General features: G+C 64.0%; 18 protein-coding genes. 10 read left to right on the forward strand and 8 right to left on the reverse strand.

Going from position 1 to position 20,592, the window contains the following annotated elements; genetic code table 11:
* Position 1: 1 nt before the first annotated feature.
* From ACDC66_RS02620 to ACDC66_RS02630, 3 genes are all read right to left on the reverse strand, one after another.
* A complete protein-coding gene (locus tag ACDC66_RS02620) occupies positions 2 to 769 on the reverse strand; it encodes a mechanosensitive ion channel family protein (RefSeq protein ID WP_376695114.1) in 768 nt (255 codons plus the stop codon).
* Between the two features lie 161 nt (positions 770 to 930).
* Complete coding sequence (parE, locus tag ACDC66_RS02625) at positions 931 to 2,820, reverse strand: DNA topoisomerase IV subunit B (RefSeq protein ID WP_376695115.1); 1,890 nt, start codon at positions 2,818 to 2,820, stop codon at positions 931 to 933.
* Positions 2,821 to 2,877: 57 nt separating this feature from the next.
* Entirely contained in the window at positions 2,878 to 3,978 is a 1,101-nt protein-coding gene (locus tag ACDC66_RS02630; protein WP_376695116.1) for an energy transducer TonB, read from the reverse strand.
* A 98-nt stretch (positions 3,979 to 4,076) separates the two neighbouring features.
* On the opposite strand from ACDC66_RS02630, the gene ACDC66_RS02635 reads away from it, so the two are divergent.
* Entirely contained in the window at positions 4,077 to 4,943 is an 867-nt protein-coding gene (locus tag ACDC66_RS02635; protein WP_376695117.1) for an Nmad3 family putative nucleotide modification protein, read from the forward strand.
* A 62-nt stretch (positions 4,944 to 5,005) separates the two neighbouring features.
* Positions 5,006 to 5,491, forward strand: coding sequence for a YciI family protein (locus ACDC66_RS02640; protein WP_376695118.1), 486 nt, complete (start codon positions 5,006 to 5,008; stop codon positions 5,489 to 5,491).
* Positions 5,492 to 5,538: 47 nt separating this feature from the next.
* Here ACDC66_RS02640 and ACDC66_RS02645 read toward each other — a convergent pair whose 3' ends face one another.
* Both ACDC66_RS02645 and ACDC66_RS02650 read right to left on the reverse strand, forming a co-directional pair.
* Complete coding sequence (locus ACDC66_RS02645) at positions 5,539 to 5,778, reverse strand: DUF7513 family protein (RefSeq protein ID WP_376695119.1); 240 nt, start codon at positions 5,776 to 5,778, stop codon at positions 5,539 to 5,541.
* Positions 5,775 to 7,304 (reverse strand): Na+/H+ antiporter NhaC family protein, encoded by a 1,530-nt coding sequence (locus ACDC66_RS02650; RefSeq protein WP_376695120.1) that lies wholly within the window; start codon positions 7,302 to 7,304, stop codon positions 5,775 to 5,777. Before ACDC66_RS02650 ends, ACDC66_RS02645 begins: the two co-directional genes overlap by 4 nt.
* 158 nt (positions 7,305 to 7,462) lie before the next feature.
* Here ACDC66_RS02650 and ACDC66_RS02655 point away from each other — a divergent pair, with 158 nt between their 5' ends.
* The 3 genes from ACDC66_RS02655 (at position 7,463) to ACDC66_RS02665 (ending at position 10,068) form a co-directional block, all read left to right on the forward strand.
* The gene (locus ACDC66_RS02655) at positions 7,463 to 8,428 is read left to right on the forward strand and encodes a calcium/sodium antiporter (RefSeq protein WP_376695121.1); all 966 of its coding nucleotides are present in this window, start codon (positions 7,463 to 7,465) and stop codon (positions 8,426 to 8,428) included.
* A gap of 103 nt (positions 8,429 to 8,531) precedes the next feature.
* Positions 8,532 to 9,362, forward strand: a complete 831-nt coding sequence (locus tag ACDC66_RS02660; RefSeq protein ID WP_376695122.1) for a DUF5694 domain-containing protein — start codon at positions 8,532 to 8,534, stop codon at positions 9,360 to 9,362.
* A gap of 16 nt (positions 9,363 to 9,378) precedes the next feature.
* Complete coding sequence (locus ACDC66_RS02665) at positions 9,379 to 10,068, forward strand: SDR family NAD(P)-dependent oxidoreductase (protein WP_376695123.1); 690 nt, start codon at positions 9,379 to 9,381, stop codon at positions 10,066 to 10,068.
* A 4-nt stretch (positions 10,069 to 10,072) separates the two neighbouring features.
* Here ACDC66_RS02665 and ACDC66_RS02670 read toward each other — a convergent pair whose 3' ends face one another.
* The gene (locus tag ACDC66_RS02670; RefSeq protein WP_376695149.1) at positions 10,073 to 11,152 is read right to left on the reverse strand and encodes a PA0069 family radical SAM protein; all 1,080 of its coding nucleotides are present in this window, start codon (positions 11,150 to 11,152) and stop codon (positions 10,073 to 10,075) included.
* Between the two features lie 118 nt (positions 11,153 to 11,270).
* Here ACDC66_RS02670 and ACDC66_RS02675 point away from each other — a divergent pair, with 118 nt between their 5' ends.
* Together ACDC66_RS02675 and ACDC66_RS02680 are read left to right on the forward strand one after the other, a co-directional pair.
* A complete protein-coding gene (locus ACDC66_RS02675) occupies positions 11,271 to 13,673 on the forward strand; it encodes an AAA family ATPase (RefSeq protein WP_376695124.1) in 2,403 nt (800 codons plus the stop codon).
* The gene (locus tag ACDC66_RS02680) at positions 13,657 to 14,520 is read left to right on the forward strand and encodes a universal stress protein (protein WP_376695125.1); all 864 of its coding nucleotides are present in this window, start codon (positions 13,657 to 13,659) and stop codon (positions 14,518 to 14,520) included. The genes ACDC66_RS02675 and ACDC66_RS02680 overlap by 17 nt, the downstream gene beginning before the upstream one ends.
* An 8-nt stretch (positions 14,521 to 14,528) precedes the next feature.
* Here the strand turns inward: ACDC66_RS02680 and ACDC66_RS02685 are convergent, their stop codons facing one another.
* Positions 14,529 to 17,123, reverse strand: a complete 2,595-nt coding sequence (locus ACDC66_RS02685) for a bifunctional aspartate kinase/diaminopimelate decarboxylase (protein ID WP_376695126.1) — start codon at positions 17,121 to 17,123, stop codon at positions 14,529 to 14,531.
* Positions 17,124 to 17,269: 146 nt separating this feature from the next.
* Between ACDC66_RS02685 and ACDC66_RS02690 the strand changes: the two genes are divergently transcribed.
* Positions 17,270 to 18,055, forward strand: a complete 786-nt coding sequence (locus ACDC66_RS02690; protein WP_376695127.1) for a PP2C family protein-serine/threonine phosphatase — start codon at positions 17,270 to 17,272, stop codon at positions 18,053 to 18,055.
* Between the two features lie 33 nt (positions 18,056 to 18,088).
* Positions 18,089 to 18,604, forward strand: a complete 516-nt coding sequence (locus ACDC66_RS02695) for an FHA domain-containing protein (RefSeq protein ID WP_376695128.1) — start codon at positions 18,089 to 18,091, stop codon at positions 18,602 to 18,604.
* A 62-nt stretch (positions 18,605 to 18,666) separates the two neighbouring features.
* On the opposite strand, the gene crp is transcribed toward ACDC66_RS02695, so the two are convergent.
* Positions 18,667 to 19,335 (reverse strand): cAMP-activated global transcriptional regulator CRP, encoded by a 669-nt coding sequence (gene crp, locus ACDC66_RS02700; RefSeq protein WP_376695129.1) that lies wholly within the window; start codon positions 19,333 to 19,335, stop codon positions 18,667 to 18,669.
* A gap of 238 nt (positions 19,336 to 19,573) precedes the next feature.
* Here crp and speD point away from each other — a divergent pair, with 238 nt between their 5' ends.
* The gene (speD, locus tag ACDC66_RS02705; protein WP_376695130.1) at positions 19,574 to 20,365 is read left to right on the forward strand and encodes an adenosylmethionine decarboxylase; all 792 of its coding nucleotides are present in this window, start codon (positions 19,574 to 19,576) and stop codon (positions 20,363 to 20,365) included.
* Positions 20,366 to 20,592 lie beyond the last annotated feature (227 nt).

Here is a 20,592-nt window from a genome sequence, read left to right on the forward strand (position 1 = left end):
GTCAATCTCCGCGCGAGTTGTCGGTCAGCTGCAGCACGCGGCCACTGGTCAGGCGTGCGGCCGGTATCGAGACCAGTCCTTCGTCCGTTGCCAGTGTCAGGCCGGTGCGATGGATCTCGACGATTTCTCCCTCGTCCTCGTCGATGCGCAGGCGGTCCCCGGTCGAGTAACGGGCCAGTTCCGACTGCGCCATGAGATTGGCCACGTATTGTTTTGCCCCGAGGGCGAAGGCGATGGACAAGCCGCCCAGCAGCGCGGCGAGCACGATCAGCGACAGCTGGGTGATGAACGAAATATCGATACCGATCTGCTGCAGGCCGGTGACGAACGCGATCAGCACCACGCCGACCTGGGCAAGCCGCGGCAACAGCGCATTGGCGTCGCCCTGTGCCATCAGGCTTGCGATGAGGGTGCGTGTGAGCGTGCCCAGCACGGTGCCGGCGCCGATGATCAGCAGGCCCAGGATGAAACGCGGCACGTAGGCCAGCAAGGCATCGAGCCAGCCGCTCAACGGGTCGATGTCGAGCAGCCTCACGGCAACGATGATCGCCAGGGCCAACACGACAATGAAGACGAACACCGATGCGGCTTGTTGGAACACCGGCGATATGCGAGTGCGATCGCCGCCGCTGTATCGGGCCGCGACACGGTCGGTCAATGAGAGCAGGCGGCGGGTCATCACCGCGGCGAGCTTGCCCAGCCCGATGCCGAGTACCAGCACTGCGACGGCGGCCAGTTCGGGGTAGGCCTGGATCAGGTCTCTGAGCATCGTTCCTCTCCGCCGTTTGCCAGTTGTCGGCGACCGCAGATTGCGGCCGAGCCCCTGATTACAGCATACACGCCGGGTGCAGGTGCGGCATCACTGGCCAGATAACGCTGATTTGTTCAGGCGGCAGCGGAGAAGGAGATCAGTCCGGGACGTTTCGCAGCTCAGACTTCGACGTCGGCCAGGTTGCCCTTTTCCTCCAGCCAGGCGCGGCGATCAGATGCTCGCTTCTTGCCCAGCAGCATGTCCATCAGCGCGTCGGTTACGGCCGGATCGTCGACGGTCAATTGCAGCAGGCGGCGGGTGTCGGGGTCGATGGTGGTCTCGCGCAGCTGCAGCGGGCTCATCTCACCCAGGCCCTTGAAGCGGGTTTCGGTGACCTTGCCCTTGAGCTTTTCGGCCTCGATCAGGGCGAAGATGCCCTGGCGCTCTTCGTGGTCGAGGGCGTAGTGGGTCTGCTTGCCGACGTCGATGCGAAACAGCGGCGGCATGGCCACGAACACGCGACCTGCGTCGACCAGCGGGCGGAAGTGCTTGAGGAACAGCGCAGAAAGCAGGGTGGCGATATGCAGGCCGTCCGAGTCGGCGTCGGCCAGGATGATGACCTTGCCGTATCGAAGCTTGCTCAAATCGTCTGAACTGGGGTCGACGCCGATGGCGATGGCCAGGTCGTGGACTTCCTGCGATTGCAGCACCTGGGCCGGGTCGGTCTCCCAGGTGTTGAGGATCTTGCCCCGGAGCGGCATGATCGCCTGGAACTCGCGATTGCGCGCCTGCTTGGCACTGCCGCCGGCCGAGTCGCCCTCGACCAGGAACAGTTCCGTTTCTTCCAGGTCGGTCGAGGCGCAGTCGGCCAGCTTGCCGGGCAGGGCGGGGCCCTGGGTCACCTTGCGCCGCGCGACCTTCTTGCGCGCTTTCTGGCGCTTGAGGGCATTGTCGATGGCCAGCTTCGCGATCGCCTCGCCGTCGGTCACATGCTTGTTCAGCCACAGCGCGAAAGCGTCCTTGACCACGCCGGAGACGAAGCTGGCGGCCGAACGCGAACTCAACCGTTCCTTGGTCTGGCCGGAGAACTGCGGATCGTCGAGCTTGATCGACAGCAGGAAGCTCAGCCGCTCCCAGATATCTTCCGGCGCAAGCTTGACGCCGCGCGGCAGCAGGGTGCGGATTTCGCAGAACTCGCGCAGGGCCTCGATCAATCCCGTGCGCAGCCCGTTGGTATGGGTGCCGCCGGCGGGGGTGGGAATCAGGTTGACGTAGGACTCCTGGGTCAGCTCGCCCTCGGGCACCCAGGTCAGCGCCCACTCGGCCTCCTGGTCGGCGCCGGAGAATTCGCCCGTGAAGGGATTTTCGGGCACGCGTTCGAGACCCTCGAGGCTTTCGGTCAGGTAGTCGGTCAGGCCGTCCTCGAACTGCCAGGTCTCGGTCTCGTCGTTGGCGCGGTCGTCCAGCCGAACTTCCAGCCCCGGGCAGAGAATCGCCTTGGCCTTGAGCAGGTGCTTGAGCCGCGGGCGCGAGATGTTGGGCGAGTCGAAATATTGTGGGTCGGGCCAGAAATGAACCTTCGTGCCGGTGTTGCGCTTGCCGACCGAGTCGATCACGGTCAGCGGCGTTTCGGTTTCGCCGCCGGCAAAGACGATTTCGTGCTCTTCGCCATTGCGCTTGATCCGGCAGACCAGCTTCTGCGACAGGGCGTTGACCACCGAGACGCCCACGCCGTGGAGGCCGCCGGAGAACTTGTAGTTCTTGCCCGAGAACTTGCCGCCGGCGTGAAGCCGGCTGAGGATCAGTTCAACCCCGGGCAGCTTGTGCTCCGGATGCGGGTCGACCGGCATGCCGCGGCCGTCGTCGGTGACCTCGACCGAGCCGTCCTTGTGGAGTACGACTTCGATGAGCTTCGCGTAGCCGGCCAGGGCCTCGTCGACTGCGTTGTCGACGACTTCGGCGACCAGGTGGTTGGGCCGGGTGGTGTCGGTGTACATGCCCGGCCGGCGCCGGACCGGCTCCAGGCCCTGGAGGACTTCGATATCGGACGCCTGGTAGGCGTTAGTCATGGACGATGCTTCCCGGTGCGAATCACTGGCGCCTCATTATGGCGCAATCGCACCGGTTCAGTCGGAGTAATCCTGGAAGCTTCGGAACCAGTTGCGGTTGTGCTTTCGCGCCTCGTCCCGACGCTTGTACAGTTCCTGCAGTTGCTCGGACCAGGTTGTCTGGTCGGCTTTGCTATCGAATACGATGCGTCCGCCCTCGGCATGCCAGGATCCGTGGCTCACTTCGAGCAAATCGACCAGCGCCTGCAAATGCTCCAGCGGTTCGAGTTGTTGCCGATGCACCGCCTCGCCGGGCGCCGTCACATTGCCGAGGAAGGGGAAGACAAGCCGCTCCAACTGCTGCGTGGATAGATTCGTCTCTCTCGCGAGCCGCTGGAAATCGGCCTTGATTTCGCGATGACGTTCGCGGGCGTGGTCGGCCCGACGGGCCACGACTTGTCGGTATTCGTCCATCACCAGTCGGAGATTCGACAAGTCGGGATGTTCGGCCAGCACGTACGGATTGAGAGCGAACATGACGTCCCCAAAACTCGTGCTCGGCGACTTCGACTCCCCGCCGATCCGCGCAATATGTTCCAGAGCGCGTTCGTGGAACCGCGCAACCCGGTCCAGGTCGCCATCGAATCGGCCCAGTGGCGTGGCCGCCGAATCTTGAAGCCGCTCGCGCGGCGCCTGGCCCAGATGAATCTCGGCTAGCAGGGCATATCGGGCGCCGAGTTCGCCTAACAGGCGAGCCGTTTCTTCATTCGCATTGTCGAACTGGTTTCGGCACTTGCTCGCCGATGCCCCGGGAAGCTCGAACTCAATGGTCTGGGTGGCCGTCCGTTCGGCGCGTTCTCCGTCGCGGCAGGCGGGGATGAAGTGCCACCGTTCGACGGCATCGATGGCGGCCCGGTCGAAGACACCCGCCGGCTCGCTTTCGACGACGCTGATATCCTTTGGTATCCCCTGAGTATCGATGGTGAATTCAAGGTCCACCGAACCCGAAAGGCAGTACATCATGGCCGAGTGCGGGTAGTAGGGTTGTGTGCGCGACAGAGGAGTCACTTCACGGTCTTCTTCGGAGCAGTCGAATTCATTCGTGACGGAAATATCAGCAACTACGGCGAATGCCGGGAAGCAAACGAGCAGGCCGATCAATCGAGTGGCATGGATCATTTCTGTCTCTGCTATCTGGAACCAACGCAGGGTCAAATTAGCATCGGTCGGCACGACCTGCAAAATTCCGGCCTTGGCCGGGAATTGATGAGGCCGGCATGAAGATCATCCTCAGCCGCAAGGGCTTCGACTCCACCTCCGGCGGCGTGCCCAGCCCGATCCTGCCCGACGGGCGGATCGTGTCGCTACCGATTCCCGATCCGCGCTCGCCCGTTCGGTATGGCGAGATCGGCAGTGAAGGACGGGACATCGGCGCGCTTGTTTCCAATCTGACCGGTGGCCGCATCCGGCGCAATTCGCGCGCTCATCTCGATCCCGATCTGATTGCAGCCGACCGCCCGAGGCCAGCGGGTTGGCAGCCGGTATTCGGTCAGGAGGGCGCGGCCCAGGGACACCTGCGCAACCAGGGCGTGGGGCCGGGTGACGTGTTTGTCTTCTTCGGGCTGTTTCAGCAGACCCGCCGGCACCGCGGCCGGCTCGTGTTCGACGCCCGGGCGCCGCGCCAGCATCTGCTCTGGGGATGGATGCAGGTCGACCGGGTGGTGTCGGTGGCTGATTGCCCGGACGACATTCGAGGTTGGGCGGCGGATCATCCGCACTTGCACCATGACCGCAATCGCAACAATGTGCTCTACCTGGCGCGCGATCAGCTGTCCGGTTTGGGGACAAAGACATCGTTGCCGGGCAGCGGTGTTTTCAGTCGCTATCGTCGCGCACTACGGCTGACCCGCCGGGGCTCTCCGCGGCCGACGCTGTGGCGCGTACCGGCCTGGCTGAACCCCGGGCCCGGCCTGCCTGCCCTGAGCTATCACGAAGATGCCGGCCGCTGGCACACGCACCGTGGCGTTACGCAGCTCCAGTCGGCCTTTCGGGGCCAGGAGTTCGTCTTCTCGATGCAGGACTACGCGGCGTCCGCGGCCTGGCTTTGTGGCCTGATTCGCCGGTGGGGCTCGATCGGAACGTGATGCCGATTGCGGGATTGTGGCAGACTTCCTGAACGGTCCCTGGTCATGCTCTGGAGTTCGCCATGAAGCACACATTCAGTCTGATTCTGACGGGGTTGCTGGTTCTATCCCTCCAGTCCACCGTTGCACGAGAGGATGCCTCCGACGGTGCGGAGGCGCCTGCTGCGTTCGACGCCGAACTGGCGGCGGCGCTCGGCGCCGACGCCTACGGCATGGCGCGCTACGTGATGGTGCTCCTGAAGGCCGGCGACCGAACGGGCATCGACGACGCCAGGGCCGCCGAACTACAGAGGGGGCACCTCGAAAACATCCGGCGCCTGGCCGAAGCAGGCCATCTGCTGCAGGCCGGTCCGTTCATCGATGGCGGCGACTTGCGCGGAATCTTCATCTTCGATGTCGAGACGGTCGAGGCCGCACGTGAACTGACCGCGAGCGACCCGGCCATCGAGGCCGGGTTGCTGCGGGCCGAATACAAGCCGTGGTACGGATCGGCGGCCATTCGCAAGATCGGCGAAATCCACGAGCGCATCGCCCGCGAAAATCCTTGAAGAGCCTCTGAATAGCTCTGCACGGAGCGCGTTTCAGAGGCTCCGTGTTAATCGATGATCTGCGCCTGCCCGCGATGGCTTTGGGTATCGAACGACTGCACCTTGAGCATCACGAGCTGGTCGAGTTGCTCCGGCTTGGCGCCGCTGACTTCCAGTATCGAATCGCCGATTCGGGCCTCGGCCCGTCCGGTGTCGGCGTCGATGGTGGTCAGGTAGGCATTGATTTCCTCGCCCGCCTCGAAGGTCGGGTGGGCGCTGCGGAATGTCCAGGTCTTGAACAGGCTCATATCGTGTTCGCTCCCTTGCTGATGCGGTCGGAGGTGTATTCACGGCCGAAACCGGTAATGGCGGCGAACAGGAAGATGAAGACCAGCAGCCATCCATGGAAAACCCAGGGCCACGCGGCAATCGGGCTGACGACCAGATCCTGCGTGAACCACGGGTAGACGTCGACCAGCTCGTTCATCTGGGTGAAGGCGACCAGGACGCCGCCCGACCAGGGGAAGATGTAGCCCAGCGCCGAGGTATTGGCGTCGAGGATGTTGGCGCGTCGGTAGCCGTTGATGTTGAACTTCTTGCCGATCTTGGCGATGTAGGGGGCGATCGCGATTTCGGCCGCGGTGTTGATGGTCACGGCCGCGTTGATGCCGGCGGTGACGGTGACCATGGTGAGCTCGGCCGAGCGCACGGTCTTGGCGACCGAGCGCAGCAGCCAGTCCTGCATGGCCTGGAAGCCGCCGCCGCGAATCATGATCTGCGCCCCGGCGATCACCAGCAGGATCAGCACGCTCAGCGTCACGAAGCCGAAGGCGCCGTCGTAGATGCTGCCGCCCACGCTGGCCGACTCGGCCGTGGCAATCAGCGGCCAGCCGGAGAACGTCTCGGCTGCCCAGCTGCCCTCGGGCACGTTGAACACCAGCATGTCGCTGCCCGGCGCCAGACCGAAGACCACGTTGATCACGACCGCCACGATCAGGCCCCAGGAGATGGCCTCGATGATGTGGCGCCCGGCGATGGCGGTGAAGATCACCGTGCCCATCGACAGCAGGTGAAGCAGGCCGACGGGATTGCTGGTTTCGGCGAACAGCGCGCGCGCACTGGCGTCGACGTTGCTTTCGGGCGTCATGCCGGCGGCCACGATGTAGGCGATCAGCGCAAGGATGGCCGCGGTTATGGCGTACTTGAAGCGGCTGGCAACCACGCCGCCGACGTCCGAATCCTGGGTGACGGCGCTGACGATGGTGGTGTCGGAAACCGGCGCGAGGTTATCGCCGAATACCGCCCCGGACAGGATGGCGCCGAGCATCAGCACCGGGTCGGCGCCCAGTGCGACGCCGGCCGGGAAGAACAGGGCCACGAAGGCGATGACGGTGCCGTAACCGGTGCCGATACCCGTGGCCAGCAGGCCGGCCAGGATAAAGGTGATGGCCGGGAACAGCGTTGGTCCGACCCCGGTCACCTGGGCGAGCCAGCCCAGTCCGTCGACGAAGCCGCCGACCTGCAGCGTGGCCGAGAACATGCCGGCCCACAGCCAGGCCACGATGGCGGTGACCGCGACCGGCTGCGCCATGCCCTCGAAAATGGCGTCGGCATAAGTCTTCCAGGGCCCCTTGACGAACAGCATGCCGATGATCAGGCCGATGAGCATGCCGGCGATCAGCCCGGCGGTGTCGCCGATGGCGAGAACGCCCGACTGGAAAATGGCCCAGGCGATGAAAAAGGCGATGGGCAGGGCGCTCAGCGCCTTGCCGCCGCGGAACTCAATGGTGGTTGATGTCGCCGACGTCTGGCCGGCTGATTCAGGCTGGTTCATGAAGCGCTCCCTCTTGGCTGCTTCTTGACGACAGATTGGAAACGGAATCTACCCGCGGAGAATAGCCTTGATCGAAGGCGCGGTTCAAGGCCACGAGTCGCAAGGACGTTAAACTGACTGGCGATTCCTCAAGCTTGATTGAACCCGGGGAGAGGTGTATGTGGATCGACCTGCTGCTGGTCGTCGTCGGAATCGGCCTGCTCACACTCGGCGGCGAGGTGCTGATCGCCGGCGCACTCGGGCTGGCGCGCCGCCTCGGCATCAGCACCTTGCTGACCGGGCTGGTGGTGGTCGGTTTCGGCACTTCAACGCCCGAGCTGGTGGTCAGCGTGGATGCCGCACTGATCGATCAGCCGGGCATCGCGCTGGGCAACGTCGTGGGCAGCAATATCGGCAACGTATTGCTGATTCTCGGTCTTTGCGCGGTGGTGCGGCCATTGCCGGTCACGCCGCTGGGCCTGTCGAGAGACGGTGTCTCCGGCGTGGTGGCCAGCGGACTGTTCATCGTGCTTGCCGGCGGCATTGCGCTTGGCCGGATGGATGGCTTTATCTTGCTGGCCGGTCTCGTCCTGTATTTAGCCTGGGCCTATCGTACGGAAAGCAGGGCGCAGGCGCTTCAGGACGGATCAGGCGATACGGCGGCCGCTGTCCCGGGAAGCGCGGACCGGTCCGTTGCTTTCATCGTGGCCGCAACGATCGGCGGGCTGGTGCTGCTCATCGCCGGCTCCCGGGTGCTGCTGGTCGGCGCGGTCGCGCTTGCCCGCGACCTGGGCATCTCGGAGGCCGTCATCGGCCTGACCCTGGTAGCGGTGGGGACGTCGCTGCCCGAGCTGGCGGTGTCCCTGCTCGCCACGCTTCGCCGGCAGGTCGAGGTAGCCGTGGGCAACATTCTGGGCAGCAACCTGTTCAACCTGCTCGGGATTCTCGGCGTGTCCTCGCTGCTGCAGGAGCTGCCCTTGCCGCAGCGGATGGTGGTGTTCGACCAGTGGGTGTTGCTGGCCTGCAGCGTGGCTGTCCTGGTCTTGCTGTGGACGGGGCGGCGCCTGAGCCGGATCGAGGGCGCGCTGTTTCTCCTGGCCTACGCCCTATACCTGATCGTGACCTTCCTCGTATTTCCCTCCTGACGGCGTTCGCGGAGTATTCAGGTGGGACCGATGGCACATGCGGTTGCCGGTCCACCAGCGACACAATGGGGCCAAACGTAAATTGACTTCCAGGGAGATTGTCATGCAACGAGCGGTATTACTGCTGACGACTTTGCTGCTGACCACGCTGTGCACAACCGCGCTGCATGCGCGCGATGTTCAGGTCATGGTGCTGGGCACTTACCACCTGGCCAATCCCGGGCTGGACCTGCACAACGTCGAGGTCGACGACGTCACCTCCGAGTCGCGGCAGCGCCAGCTCGAGGATATCGCGACGATGCTCGCCGCCTTCGGCCCCGACCGGGTCGCCGTCGAGGCCCTGTCCCAACGCGAGGATCTATCGCTCGCGGCGTATTCTGAATTCGAGCCGGAAGTGCTCGAGGAGACTCGCAACGAGCGCGTGCAGATCGGCTTTCGCCTGGCGCACAGGCTGAATCATGAGCACGTCTACGGGATCGACGAAAAGGACGAGGAGAAGGATTACTATCCCTTCGACCAGGTCGCCGAGTTCGCCGAGGCCAACGACCAGATGGCCGCCATCGAGGCGATGAACCGCATGGGATCGTCTTACGTGCAGACCGTGGGTCGGCTGCATGCCGAAGGACATATCGGCAACGCCCTGCACTGGATCAACCAGCCCGCCATGATCGAGCGGATGCAGGGCATCGGCTATTACGGCATGCTGGACGTCGGCGATGCGAACCGACAGCCCGGGGCCCTGCTCAATGCCCGCTACTACGAGCGCAATGCCCGCATTTTCGCCAAGCTCATGACGGTGGTGGAGCCGGGTGAGCGCGTGCTGGTCGTCTACGGTTCGGGCCATAGCTACTGGCTGCGGCATTTCGTGTCCGAAACCCCGGGCTTCGAGCTGGTCGAACCGAACGACTACCTTTCGGCGCTGGTCGGACAATAGATTACAGGAGAACCGCATGACCGAGCAGCGACGAACCGCACTGGTCACCGGCGCCAATCGGGGCATTGGCCTCGCTATTGCCCGCGGTCTGGCTGAACGCGACATCCATGTGCTCGCCGGTGCACGTAGTGTCGACAAGGCGCAGGAGGCTGTCGGCCAGATCGATGGGAAGGTAACCGGGGTCGCGCTGGATCTGAGCGAGCCCGGCGTTGTTGGCGAAGCGGCCAGGCAGCTGGCCGACCAGTACGGACCGATCGATATCCTGGTCAACAATGCCGGTGTGCTGGTCAAGGACGACTTCGAGCAGCTGGGGCTGGCCGATTTCGTCCATTCGCTGCAGGTTCACCTGATCGCCGCTTTCGAACTGATCCAGACGCTGGGCGTGCCGATGCGCGAGCGCGGCTGGGGGCGCATCGTCAACATGACCTCCGGCTGGGGCGCTTTCGCGGAGAACCTCGAAGGTCCGCCTGCTTATGCCGTCAGCAAGGCCGGGCTCAATGCCCTCACCGTCAAGGCGGCCCAGGCCCTGGGCGAGAACGTGAAGGTCAATTCCGCCTGCCCCGGCTGGGTGCGAACCGACATGGGCGGTGATCAGGCGCCGAATTCTGTCGAGCAGGGCGCCGATACGCCCCTCTGGCTGGCCACGTTGCCTGACGATGGGCCGACCGGCGGCTTCTTTCGCAATCGCCGGCCGATCGACTGGTAGCTGCTCACTCCGCCCATAGGCCCATCTGATCGCCGCTTCTCGCGGGCACCCGGAACAGTTCGGTATTCAGCGGTGGCCGGTGGTCGCGGTCCAGGCCGTGGCGCCTTCGCGCGATCCGGAACCGGTTGGCGATCAGTTCGGCGACCTGTCCCGCGCCCGTCTGACGCCGGCCCCAGGCCGGATCGTAGTCGCTACCGCCGTGCAGCTGTCTTACCAGGCTCATGACATGATCGGCGCGATCGGGGTAATGGTTGCGTAGCCACTCGCGGAACAAGTCCTTGAGTTCATGCGGCAAGCGCAGCACCACATAGCCGGCTCTTGTCGCCCCGGCGTCGGCCGAAGCTTCCAGGATGGCCTCGATTTCGTGATCGTTGATGGCCGGGATTACCGGCGCCACCATCACGCCCGGTTCAATGCCGATGCCGTGCAGTTCCGAGAGGATGCGCAGCCGGGCTCCCGGCGAGGCCGTACGTGGTTCGAGGGTTCGCTTGAGGCCGTTATCCAGTGTCGTGATGCTGACCGAGACCGACACCAGGTGCTCACGCGCCAGCTCACCCAGGATGTCGAGATCACGCAGGATGGTCACGCCCTTGGTCAGAATGCTGACCGGATGACGGTATTCGGCCAGCAGTTCGAGCAGGCGCCTCGTCAGACGCAGTTCGCGCTCGATCGGCTGGTAGGCGTCGGTGTTGATACCCAGCACGATGGGCCGGCATCGGTAGCCGGGCTTTCGCAGTTCCGTCTCGAGCAGTTCGACCGCGTTTTCCTTGTGAAACAGCCGGGTCTCGAAGTCCAGCCCGGGGGAGAGATCCAGGTAGCTGTGCGAGGGCCGTGCAAAGCAGTATACGCAGCCGTGCTCGCAGCCACGATAGGGGTTGACCGACTGCTCGAAGGGGACGTCTGGTGAGCGATTGCGCGAAATGATTGAACGCGCTTGTTCCGGCCTGACCTGTGTCTTGAGCGTGGGCAGATCTTCCAGCTCTTGCGTCCAGCCGTCGTCGAAGTTTTCGCTGCGGCTGCTGGCAAATCGGGTTTCCGGGTTGGACTTGGCTCCGCGGCCCGTTGCTTTCACAAAGGTGCTCATGCGAATACTGTAAATCAATACAGTTATCCTTGCATCCTGGAATCATTGCCCGTTTATTTTCCGTGCGTTCGACGGGGACGTTAAAGTAGGCGTATTCGACTAGGACAGGGGATAGTGCATGGCCGACATCAAGCCGTTGAGCGTTGACCAGGTCTACCGGAGTTGCCCGGTGGAAAACCTGGATTTCGAAACCACGGATTCACTCGACCCGCTTGGCGAACCGGTCGGGCAGGATCGGCTGCTCCAGGCCATGCGCTTCGGAACGGGTATCCGCAACCACGGTTTCAACCTGTTCGTGCTCGGTCCCCGCGGCGTCGATCGCCACTCCCTGGTGCGCCGATTCCTGGAGAACCGGGCGGCCGACGAGGATGCGCCACCGGACTGGTGTTACGTCTACAACTTCTCCGATCCGGACTGCCCGAGTGCCATTCGGCTCGAGGCCGGTGAAGGCCGGAGTCTCAGGCGCGACATGGACGGTTTTATCGAGGAGTTGCGCACTGGTGTGGCGGCGGTGTTCGAGAGCGAGGAATACCAGAGCCGGATGCAGGACATCCAGGACGAGTTCGAACAGCGCCAGCAAAAAGGCCTGAGTGCCATCGGTGAGGAGGCCAGTGAGTCCGATATCGCGCTGGTCTCCACCCCCGGCGGGTTCACGCTTGCGCCCATGCGCGACGGCGAGGTGCTGGATCCGGACGAATACGAGAAATTGCCTGACGACGAGCGCGAAAAGATCGAGGAGAAGGTGGCCGAGCTGCAGAAGAAACTGCAGCAGGAGATCCAGCGCATACCCGCGCTGCGCAAGGAGCTTCGTAACCGCGTCCGGGAACTCAACGAGGAGATGATCCTGTTCGCGCTGGGTGGGCCGATTCGAGAACTCAAGGAACACTGGTCGCACGAGCCGGACGTAACCCGACACCTCGATGCCGCCCGCGAACACGTGGTCGAAAATGCCGAGGCTCTGCGGGGTCGTCGCGGCAGTGGTCCGCCCGAGGGGTTTCTGGAACGATTCCGGGTCAACCTGCTGGTCGATAATGCCGAGGCCGAGGGCGCGCCGGTCGTCTACGAGGACCTGCCCACGCATCATCACCTGGTCGGTTGGATCGAGCACCAGATGCGTGATGGCGCCCTCTACACCGATGTCTCGATGATCCGCCCCGGTGCGTTGCACCGCGCCAACGGCGGCTACCTGATTCTCGATGCGCGGCGCGTGCTCTCGCACCCGATGGCCTGGGAGAGCCTCAAGCGTGTGCTTTTTTCCGGCGACGTGCGCATCGAATCGCTCGAACGGCTTTATGGCCTGGTCAGCACGGCCAGCCTCCAGCCCGGCAACATCCCGCTTTCGGTCAAGGTGGTCCTGGTGGGTGAGCGGCTGCTCTACTACATGCTGGCCCACTACGACCCGGATTTCCTCGAGCTGTTCAAGGTCGAGGCGGATTTCGCCGACGACATCGACCGCAACGACGACAACCACATGCTCTATGCGCGCATGCTCGCCTCACTGGCCCAACGCGCCGACACGCCGCCGCTCGACCGAACGGCGGTGGCCAGGATGATCGAACACGCCAGCCGCCTGGCCGATGACCAGCGCAAGCTCTCCGCGGATGACCGTGTCTTGCGTGATGTGCTTACCGAAGCGGGCTACTGGGCCGGTGAGGCGAATTCCGGAACCGTTACGGTTGACCATGTCCAGCGGGCCATCGACGAGCGGAACGTGCGGGCCGGCCGACTGCAGCAGGCCAGCCTTGAGCAGATCGGCCGGGGCACGGTCATGGTGTCGACCAGCGGCGCGACCGTGGCCCAGATCAACGGGCTGTCGGTACTCCAACTCGGCGATTTCCGATTCGGCAGGCCGGCGCGCATCACGGCGACCGCGCGTCCGGGGCATGGTCAGGTGGTTGATATCGAACGCGAGGTCGAGCTGGGCGGGCCGATTCACAGCAAGGGCATGCTGATCCTGTCGCGCTTCATCGCCAGCCGCTACGCACCCGAAAGCGAGCTGTCGCTTTCGGGCAGCGTGGTCTTCGAGCAGTCTTATGGCGGCATCGAAGGTGATTCGGCCTCCCTGGCCGAAACCTGCGTGCTGCTTTCGGCCATCGCCCGCGTGCCGTTGAAGCAGTCCCTGGCGGTGACCGGCTCGGTCAATCAGCATGGCCGGGTCCAGGCCGTCGGTGGCATCAGCGAGAAAGTCGAAGGTTTCTTCGACGTTTGTCGACAGGCCGGCGAGCTCGATGGTCATGGCGTTCTGGTGCCGGCGGCCAATGTCGAGCACCTAATGGTCAAGCCCGAAGTGCGCGGGGCCGTGGCCGAGGGTCGGTTCCGGATCTACCCGGTGAGCAGCGTCGACGAAGCGCTCGCGCTGCTGACGGGTCTGGATGCCGGGGAGCTCGACAAGGACGGCGGGTTCCCGGAAGACAGCTTCAACCGTCGGGTAGCCGATCGCCTGAAGGCGTTCGCACGAATTGCCCGCAAAGCCCGCGGCAGGCAAGCCGGCGACGGGAAGGACAATGGGCAAAAGCTCTGACAACGGCCTGACCGACAGTCTGCGACCTTCGCGCGTCGTTGTCCTGATCGACGCGTCCCCCGATGCCCTGCGTGCGCTGGAGACCGCCGCGGAGCTGGCCGGCCGCCATCAGGTGCCACTGCTCGCCGTTTCGGTCGAAGAGCCGGATCGCGCGCGTAGCGCGGCTTTTCCCTTTGCAGGGGAAGTGGGTGCGGTATCCGGGGCGATACGGCCGCTCGACGAAACCCTCCTGGGGCGGCGGCGTGACAGCGGCCCGGCCTCCATTCGACGGGTCATCGAGGACACGGTGCGCGGAGCCGGAGTGGCCTGGGAACTGGTCGTGGTTCACGGGCGCCTGGTCGAGGAGGTGCTGGCGTTGTCCGGGCCCGGGGACTTGTTGATGCTCGGCAGGGTGGGCTGGTCGGCCCGGCTCGGACGCAGGCTCGGTGGCGCACCGCTGGTGTTGGCCCGCAATGCGGCGGGCGCCGTGCAGATCTGTTCAGCGGAGCCGGTGCGCCGGCCTGGGCGTATTGCAGTGCTGATTGAAGAGGTCGGCTCGGCCCAAACCCTGTTGAAGTCGGCAGCCGCGCGGGCGCGAGCGATCGATCGCGATCTGCTCGTTCTACTGGCGCCCCAGGCCGACGAGGATGAGTTCAAACGCCTGACGGAGACGATCGGGGATATGGGCCGCCTGTGGCGATTGCGAGTCCTTCAGGACATGGGTACCGGAGAAGTGCTGCGCATCCTGGCCGAGGAGCGTGCGGTCGAACTCGTGGTCGCACGCAGCGGTGCCTGGCTGAACTCGCCGGCGGCCGACCGCCTGCTCACCCACTGGCGAATGCCCGTAATGGTCATGCCGTCGGGCTGAAGCCGGGGTCAGTCGAGCACGATTTCGCCGGCCGGCTCGCGCAGGTTGTAGCGCGACGCCATGGCCGCGCCGTAGGCGCCGGTGTTGGCGATCAGCAGCACGTCTCCCTCGCTCGATTGCGGCAGCAGGCGATCCATGCCCAGGATGTCGCCGGTCTCGCAGATCGGTCCGACGACGTTGTAGACATGGTTACCCGGCTCGTCGATGCGGCTCAAGTTGACGATTTCATGCCAGGCGCCGTAGAGCGCCGGGCGGATGAGCGAGTTCATGCCGGTGGCCACGCCGACGTAGCGAACGCCGCCCTTGCTCTTGGTCTGGGTCACGCGAGCCAGCAGCACGCCGGCCGGCGAAATCACGTAGCGACCCGGTTCGATCCAGACCTGGACCGAGCGGGGCAACTGTTTTTTGAGTTCGGCCAGGCCACCGTCCATGGCGGTGGTGTCGAGCGGCAGTTCGTCGGACCGGTCGGGTACGCCCAGACCGCCGCCGAGATTGATGATTTCGACGGTATCGATGCGCCGCGCCGCTTCGCCCAGCGTTTCCAGGCTGCGATGCCAGTTGTCGGGATGCATGATGCCCGAGCCGGTGTGCGCGTGCAGGCCGCGGATACGGATGTCATGGGCGCGGCACAGGGTCTGCGCACGCTCGAGTTCGCTCAACGGGATGCCGAACTTGGAATTGCTGCCGGCGGTGCGCACCAGCTTGTGATGACCCAGTCCCGAGCCCGGGTCCAGGCGCAGGAAGATCGACTGGCCGGCCAGGTCGTGACCCCAGTGCTCGAGCACGTGCAGGTTGTCGACCGTCAGCGGCAGGCCCATCGCGACCGCCTGGCGGTATTCCTCGCGCGGTGCGAAATTGGGCGTGAACAGCATCCTTTCAGGCTCGAGACCAGGTGCCTGTTCGAGGGCGTGGCGGGCCTCGGCGAGCGAAACGCACTCGATACCCAGGCCGCCGGCCACGACTGTGCGCAGCACCTCCGGATGCGGATTGGCCTTCATCGAGTAGAGCACGCGATCGACCGAGTTGAGCCCGCTCAGCCTCCGGCAGGCTTCGCGCACCGTGGGCAGGTCGTAGACATAGGCGCTTTCGCGGCCTTGCATGAGCTGCAGGAGTTCGTCGCGCCGGTGCTGCCACCAGGGCGGGATGTGCACCGGCGCGGTCTCGTCGCGGAACAGTTGCTCGAAGGTTGGTCCGAATACCGAGTCGCCGCCGACGCCGCCGGGAATGACCTGCTGATGGAGCTGCTGCACCAGGCGATCGGCATGGCGCGATTCGACCACGAAGGTCAGGTTGAGATCGTTGGCGGCCTGGCTGACCTGGAAGATGCGCCGTTGCTCGAAGACCTCCAGCGCCGGTCCGAGCCGGTGCAGGATGGTGCGAATGCCCAGCCCCACCAGGCTGACGGTGGCGCAGTCGGTCAGCACTTCGACCCGGCACAGTTTGCCGAGCTCCCGGGTCAGCTCGTCCAGGACGGCCTGGTCGGCCACGTTGGCGCCGGGGTCGAGGGTGAGGGTAACGTTGGATTCGGAAGTCGATACCTGGTCGACAGACAGGCCGAGTTGACGAAAGACATCGAAGACGGCCGCCAGAAAGCCGACCTGCTGCCACATGCCGATATCTTCGAGTGAGATCAGCGTGATCGGCTTGCGTTGCACGATGGCCTTGACCTGCGCGCCGTGCTCGTGGGCCGCCGAGGTGATGCGGGTGCCTTCGATATCCGGCCGGTCGGTCTGGCGCATCCGGATCTCGATGCCCTGCTCGTGGGCCGGAATCAGTGCCGCCGGATGCAGCGCCTTGGCGCCCATGGCCGCCAGTTCCTGGGCTTCGCGAAAGCCGACCTGCTTGAGCAGCCGCGCCCCCGGCACGCGTCGCGGATCGGCTGAAAACAGGCCGGGCACATCCGAAAAGATTTCCACTTGGCGGGCGCCCAGCACGGCGGCCAGCGCCGTGGCCGAGGTGTCCGATCCCCCGCGCCCCAGGAGGACCGTCTCGCCGGCGGCGTTGGCGGCGATGAAGCCGGGCATGACCCAGACATCCGACTTGTTCGCCAATGCGGCGGCCCGTTGCGGGTCGGTCCGGGGTATGCACCGGGCAGACAGATAGCGGGCGCGACGGCTTCGGCCCTCGCTTTCATCGCTGCGCAGCAGCTTGCGACTGTCGAGCCATGCGGCCGATACACCGTCCAGCCCGAGGCGGGCAATCGCCAGGTGGCTGGACAGGACCTCGCCAAAGGCAAGCAGCCGGGCCTGGTCGGCGGGGGATTCGATGTCGAACTGCTGCGCCAGAAAGTCATGCAGTTCGGCCAACGGGTTATCCAGTGTTGCCTCGGGCAGGCCGCAGGCGACCAGTGCGGCGGTGTGGCGCTGCACGACTTCGGCCAACAGTGACTCGCGATCCGCGTCCTTGCCGGCGTCGATGTGGGCCTGCAGTAAATCGGTAATACCTCGCAGCGCGGATACCACCACGGCTACTTTGCGTTCCTGCCGGGCCGCCAGCCTGACCTGCTCGACAATGCGGGGCCAGTTCTCGGATCGTGCCACCGAGCTGCCGCCGAACTTGAGTATGCGCCACTCGCTGGCTTGGACGCTGTTGTCCGGTTTCATTACGATATACCGTTTAAGTAGATTCTGATGGAGACAGGGGTGGATTCGCCGTGTCTGGAAAAATCGGCTATTCTGGCCGAAAACACAATAGGGGCCGGCCCGCTTGCGGGACGTGAATCCCCGGAATTTTACGCGATAGAGCGATCATGAACAGCGTCACGCAAGACTCGGGGAGCAGGCGTTCGGCATCGGTCAGCGACATCGGGCGCGTCCGCCGGGAAAATCAGGATGCCGTCCTCGCTGACGATGAACTGGGCCTGTGGTTGGTGGCAGACGGTATGGGCGGGCATGCCGGCGGGGCACGCGCCAGCGTTATTGCGCGAGATACCGTACGCGAACGAATCTTGCGCGGGGCCGGTCTCGTGGACGCGGTCACGGCGGCTCACGAAGCGATTCGATCCGAGCAACTCGATAACCCCGAATTCAATGATATGGGAACCACTATCGTCGCCCTGGTGGAACGGGAAGGTCGTTACGAAGTTTGCTGGGTTGGTGACAGCCGAGCTTACCGGTTTTCTCCGGGCCACGATCGCTTTCAACAGCTGACCAGCGACCACAACGTGGCCGGCGTTCTCGTCGCTTCCGGGGCGCTCACGCCCGACGAAGCTACCCGCCACCCGCAGCGGCACGTCCTGACCGATTGCCTCGGGCTGGCCGGCGAACAGGGGCCTCGTATCGATGTGCTCGAAGGCGAATGGCAGCCCGGCGACATGATCCTGCTTTGCTCCGACGGGCTGTCGGGTGAGCTCGGTGACGGCGAACTCGAGCGAATCGTCAGATCGGCGGGGGCAACCGGTGCCCGGGGGCTGGTCGATACCCTTCTTCAGGACGCCCTGGCCTCGGGAGCCCATGACAATGTGTCGGCGGTTGCGGTGGCGGCACCGCCGGAGGCACAACGTTCGCGCTGGAAGTGGCCATTCGGACGACGCTGAGGATAGAATGGCAAGGATTCGGAGGGAGTAGATATGAGTAGCGAAAGCGGTCGATCAAGTCGCAAGGATCAAGGCCCCCAGGGCACTCAGGTATTCAGCCGAGATGAAGTCAATCAGCTTCTGGGAGAGGCTTCCGGTGAGCCGGGTTCGGGTTCCCGTGCCGAGCTGACCGGCGTGAGTAGCGGAGTCAGCGGAGAGTCCTTCGCGCTGAGTAGTACGCGCATCATCGTGGGTCGGGCGGACAGTTGCGACCTGCGGCTCGAGGATTCCAGCGTCTCTTCGGAACACGCCCGGCTCGTCAGGGACTCGGCCGGCTGGCGTGTCGTCAACCTGCTATCGACCAACGGCACATTCGTCAACGACCGAAAGATCTCGAGTTCGGCTATTTCCAGCGGAGACCGTGTTCGCTTTGGCCGGGTCGAATTCCGTCTCTACGACCCAGACCAGGCAGATGCGCCGGAGAGCGGAAAAACCAGCTGGCTGCCCTGGGTGGCCGCAGTCGTTGCCGTTGCGGCCATTGCAGCCGCTGTCGTCTGGGCGATTCAGTGAGGCTGTCAGGTCAATAAGCTTGCCGCCGGGGCAGGCGGCTTCCGGCGGGTATCCGAAGTCGATCAGCCGGGAGCGCCCTTGTACGTGCCGATGACGACCACCGTCTTGCCGGACGCGCGAATCATGCCTTCTTCTTCGAGGTTCTTCATGACGCGACCGGCCATTTCCCGCGAGCAACCCACGATTCGGCTCAATTCCTGACGCGTAATCTTGATCTGCGTGCCTTCCGGGTGTGAAATCGCGTCCGGCTCGCCGCACAGGTCGATCAGTGTCTTGGCAATCCGCCCCTGGGTATCCAGGAAGGCGAGGTGGTAGACCTTGCGCCGGGTGTGGAGCAAACGCTGGGCCAGTTTCGAGCCGATGGCCGTGAGGATGTCGATGGCGTGCGCGCGCAAATCGCTGTCCAGTGCCTGGCGGAGACGTTCATAGGAAACCTCGGCGACCTCGCATTTGCTGCGGGTGCGTACCAGGGACTCGCGCTTTGTCGGTTTCATGAACAGCCCCATCTCACCGATGAAATCACCGGGGTTGAGGTAGCTGAGAATGAGTTCCCGACCGTCGTCACCTTCGGTCGATACCGATACCGAGCCCTCGATGATGTACAACAGGGTATCGCTGGGATCGCCCGGGCGCATGATCGTTGTCTTGGCCGGATAGTGCTGGCGCTGACAGATGGCGAGAAATCGATCCATGGCCTCTCGGTCAATCGGGTAGAACTGGAAATCTCTCATCGCGTCTTCTTATGGTTTTGGTGGTGAATGCTTCCCTTTCCAGCGGCCGCCCTTCATGCGCCGTCCCGGGCATGGGGTGCGGCCTCTTGCCCGCAATTTTGCCCCCGGGTCGTGACGCGCGTCAAACGCGTAACACTGTCTTGGAAGGCAGTGTAGCGGATTTCGGGGTGGAAACGGGACTGGTCAATGGTTGATAATTGCGTGCTTTTACCGGCGCCAGGTACAGGATTCTTAAATTATGGTTTCACGCCGCATCAAGCTGCACGGCTTCAACAATCTGACCAAGGCGCTCAGCTTCAATATCTATGATCTTTGTTTCGCAACGTCCTCAGGGCAGCGTCACGACTACATCGCCTACATTGACGAGGCCTACAATGCCGAACGGCTCACGCAGATCCTGACCGACGTCTCGAACATCATTGGAGCCGATATTCTCAATATCGCCCGCCAGGACTACGAGCCCCAGGGCGCGAGCGTAACGATGTTGATCGCCGAAGAGCCGGTCGACGATGCCGGCGATGCGGTTTCGGCGGCACCCGGTCCTTTGCCGGAGTCGGTAGTCGGGCATCTCGACAAGTCTCATATCACGGTACACACCTACCCGGAAAGCCACCCGCACGACGGCATCTGTACATTCCGGGCCGATATCGACGTGGCGACCTGCGGCGTGATCTCGCCGTTGAAGGCACTCAATTACCTGATCCACAGCTTCGAATCGGACATCGTCACCGTTGATTACCGGGTGCGCGGTTTTACCCGCGACGTACGCGGCCGCAAGCATTTCATCGACCACAAGATCACCTCGATCCAGGATTACTTCAGCCGCGACACGAAGAAGGCCTACGAGATGATCGACGTCAATGTCTACCAGGAAAACCTCTTCCATACCAAGATGCGGCTGAAGGATTTCGACCTGGACAACTACCTTTTCGGCATCAATGCCGAGGATCTCGAAAAGCGCGAGCGCAATCGCATTGAAAAGCGCATGCGACAGGAGATGCAGGAGTTGTTCTATGGGAGGAATTTGTAGGGCCGCGATCGGGGCGAGACCTGTTGTCGCTCGTGCGACTTGCTCAGCCGCGAACGATTCGCGGCTGAGTTCCCTGTGGTGCTCGGGCCAGTCGGGCTCCGCCTCAACTCACACTGGGCCTGCCGGCCCAGTGCTCAAACATCGGCGGAGCTTTTTCCGACTGCCCCTGCGCTCCTCGGCGGCGTCGAAGTCGCGACAACAGGCCTCGCCCCGATCGCTACGGGTTA

It is taken from the genome of Wenzhouxiangella psychrophila, assembly GCF_042310375.1.
GTDB lineage: Bacteria > Pseudomonadota > Gammaproteobacteria > Xanthomonadales > Wenzhouxiangellaceae > Wenzhouxiangella.

Bases quoted from the DNA above. Each gene is read 5' to 3' on its own strand.
- ACDC66_RS02620 (WP_376695114.1), bottom strand. From the start codon at position 769: ATGCTCAGAGACCTGATCCAGGCCTACCCCGAACTGGCCGCCGTCGCA.
- ACDC66_RS02670 (WP_376695149.1), bottom strand. From the start codon at position 11,152: ATGAGCACCTTTGTGAAAGCAACGGGCCGCGGAGCCAAGTCCAACCCG.
- ACDC66_RS02685 (WP_376695126.1), bottom strand. From the start codon at position 17,123: ATGAAACCGGACAACAGCGTCCAAGCCAGCGAGTGGCGCATACTCAAG.
- parE (WP_376695115.1), bottom strand. From the start codon at position 2,820: ATGACTAACGCCTACCAGGCGTCCGATATCGAAGTCCTCCAGGGCCTG.
- ACDC66_RS02690 (WP_376695127.1), top strand. From the start codon at position 17,270: ATGAACAGCGTCACGCAAGACTCGGGGAGCAGGCGTTCGGCATCGGTC.
- ACDC66_RS02635 (WP_376695117.1), top strand. From the start codon at position 4,077: ATGAAGATCATCCTCAGCCGCAAGGGCTTCGACTCCACCTCCGGCGGC.
- ACDC66_RS02665 (WP_376695123.1), top strand. From the start codon at position 9,379: ATGACCGAGCAGCGACGAACCGCACTGGTCACCGGCGCCAATCGGGGC.
- crp (WP_376695129.1), bottom strand. From the start codon at position 19,335: ATGAGAGATTTCCAGTTCTACCCGATTGACCGAGAGGCCATGGATCGA.
- ACDC66_RS02645 (WP_376695119.1), bottom strand. From the start codon at position 5,778: ATGAGCCTGTTCAAGACCTGGACATTCCGCAGCGCCCACCCGACCTTC.
- ACDC66_RS02640 (WP_376695118.1), top strand. From the start codon at position 5,006: ATGAAGCACACATTCAGTCTGATTCTGACGGGGTTGCTGGTTCTATCC.
- ACDC66_RS02660 (WP_376695122.1), top strand. From the start codon at position 8,532: ATGCAACGAGCGGTATTACTGCTGACGACTTTGCTGCTGACCACGCTG.
- ACDC66_RS02680 (WP_376695125.1), top strand. From the start codon at position 13,657: ATGGGCAAAAGCTCTGACAACGGCCTGACCGACAGTCTGCGACCTTCG.
- ACDC66_RS02655 (WP_376695121.1), top strand. From the start codon at position 7,463: ATGTGGATCGACCTGCTGCTGGTCGTCGTCGGAATCGGCCTGCTCACA.
- ACDC66_RS02675 (WP_376695124.1), top strand. From the start codon at position 11,271: ATGGCCGACATCAAGCCGTTGAGCGTTGACCAGGTCTACCGGAGTTGC.
- speD (WP_376695130.1), top strand. From the start codon at position 19,574: ATGGTTTCACGCCGCATCAAGCTGCACGGCTTCAACAATCTGACCAAG.
- ACDC66_RS02695 (WP_376695128.1), top strand. From the start codon at position 18,089: ATGAGTAGCGAAAGCGGTCGATCAAGTCGCAAGGATCAAGGCCCCCAG.
- ACDC66_RS02650 (WP_376695120.1), bottom strand. From the start codon at position 7,304: ATGAACCAGCCTGAATCAGCCGGCCAGACGTCGGCGACATCAACCACC.
- ACDC66_RS02630 (WP_376695116.1), bottom strand. From the start codon at position 3,978: ATGATCCATGCCACTCGATTGATCGGCCTGCTCGTTTGCTTCCCGGCA.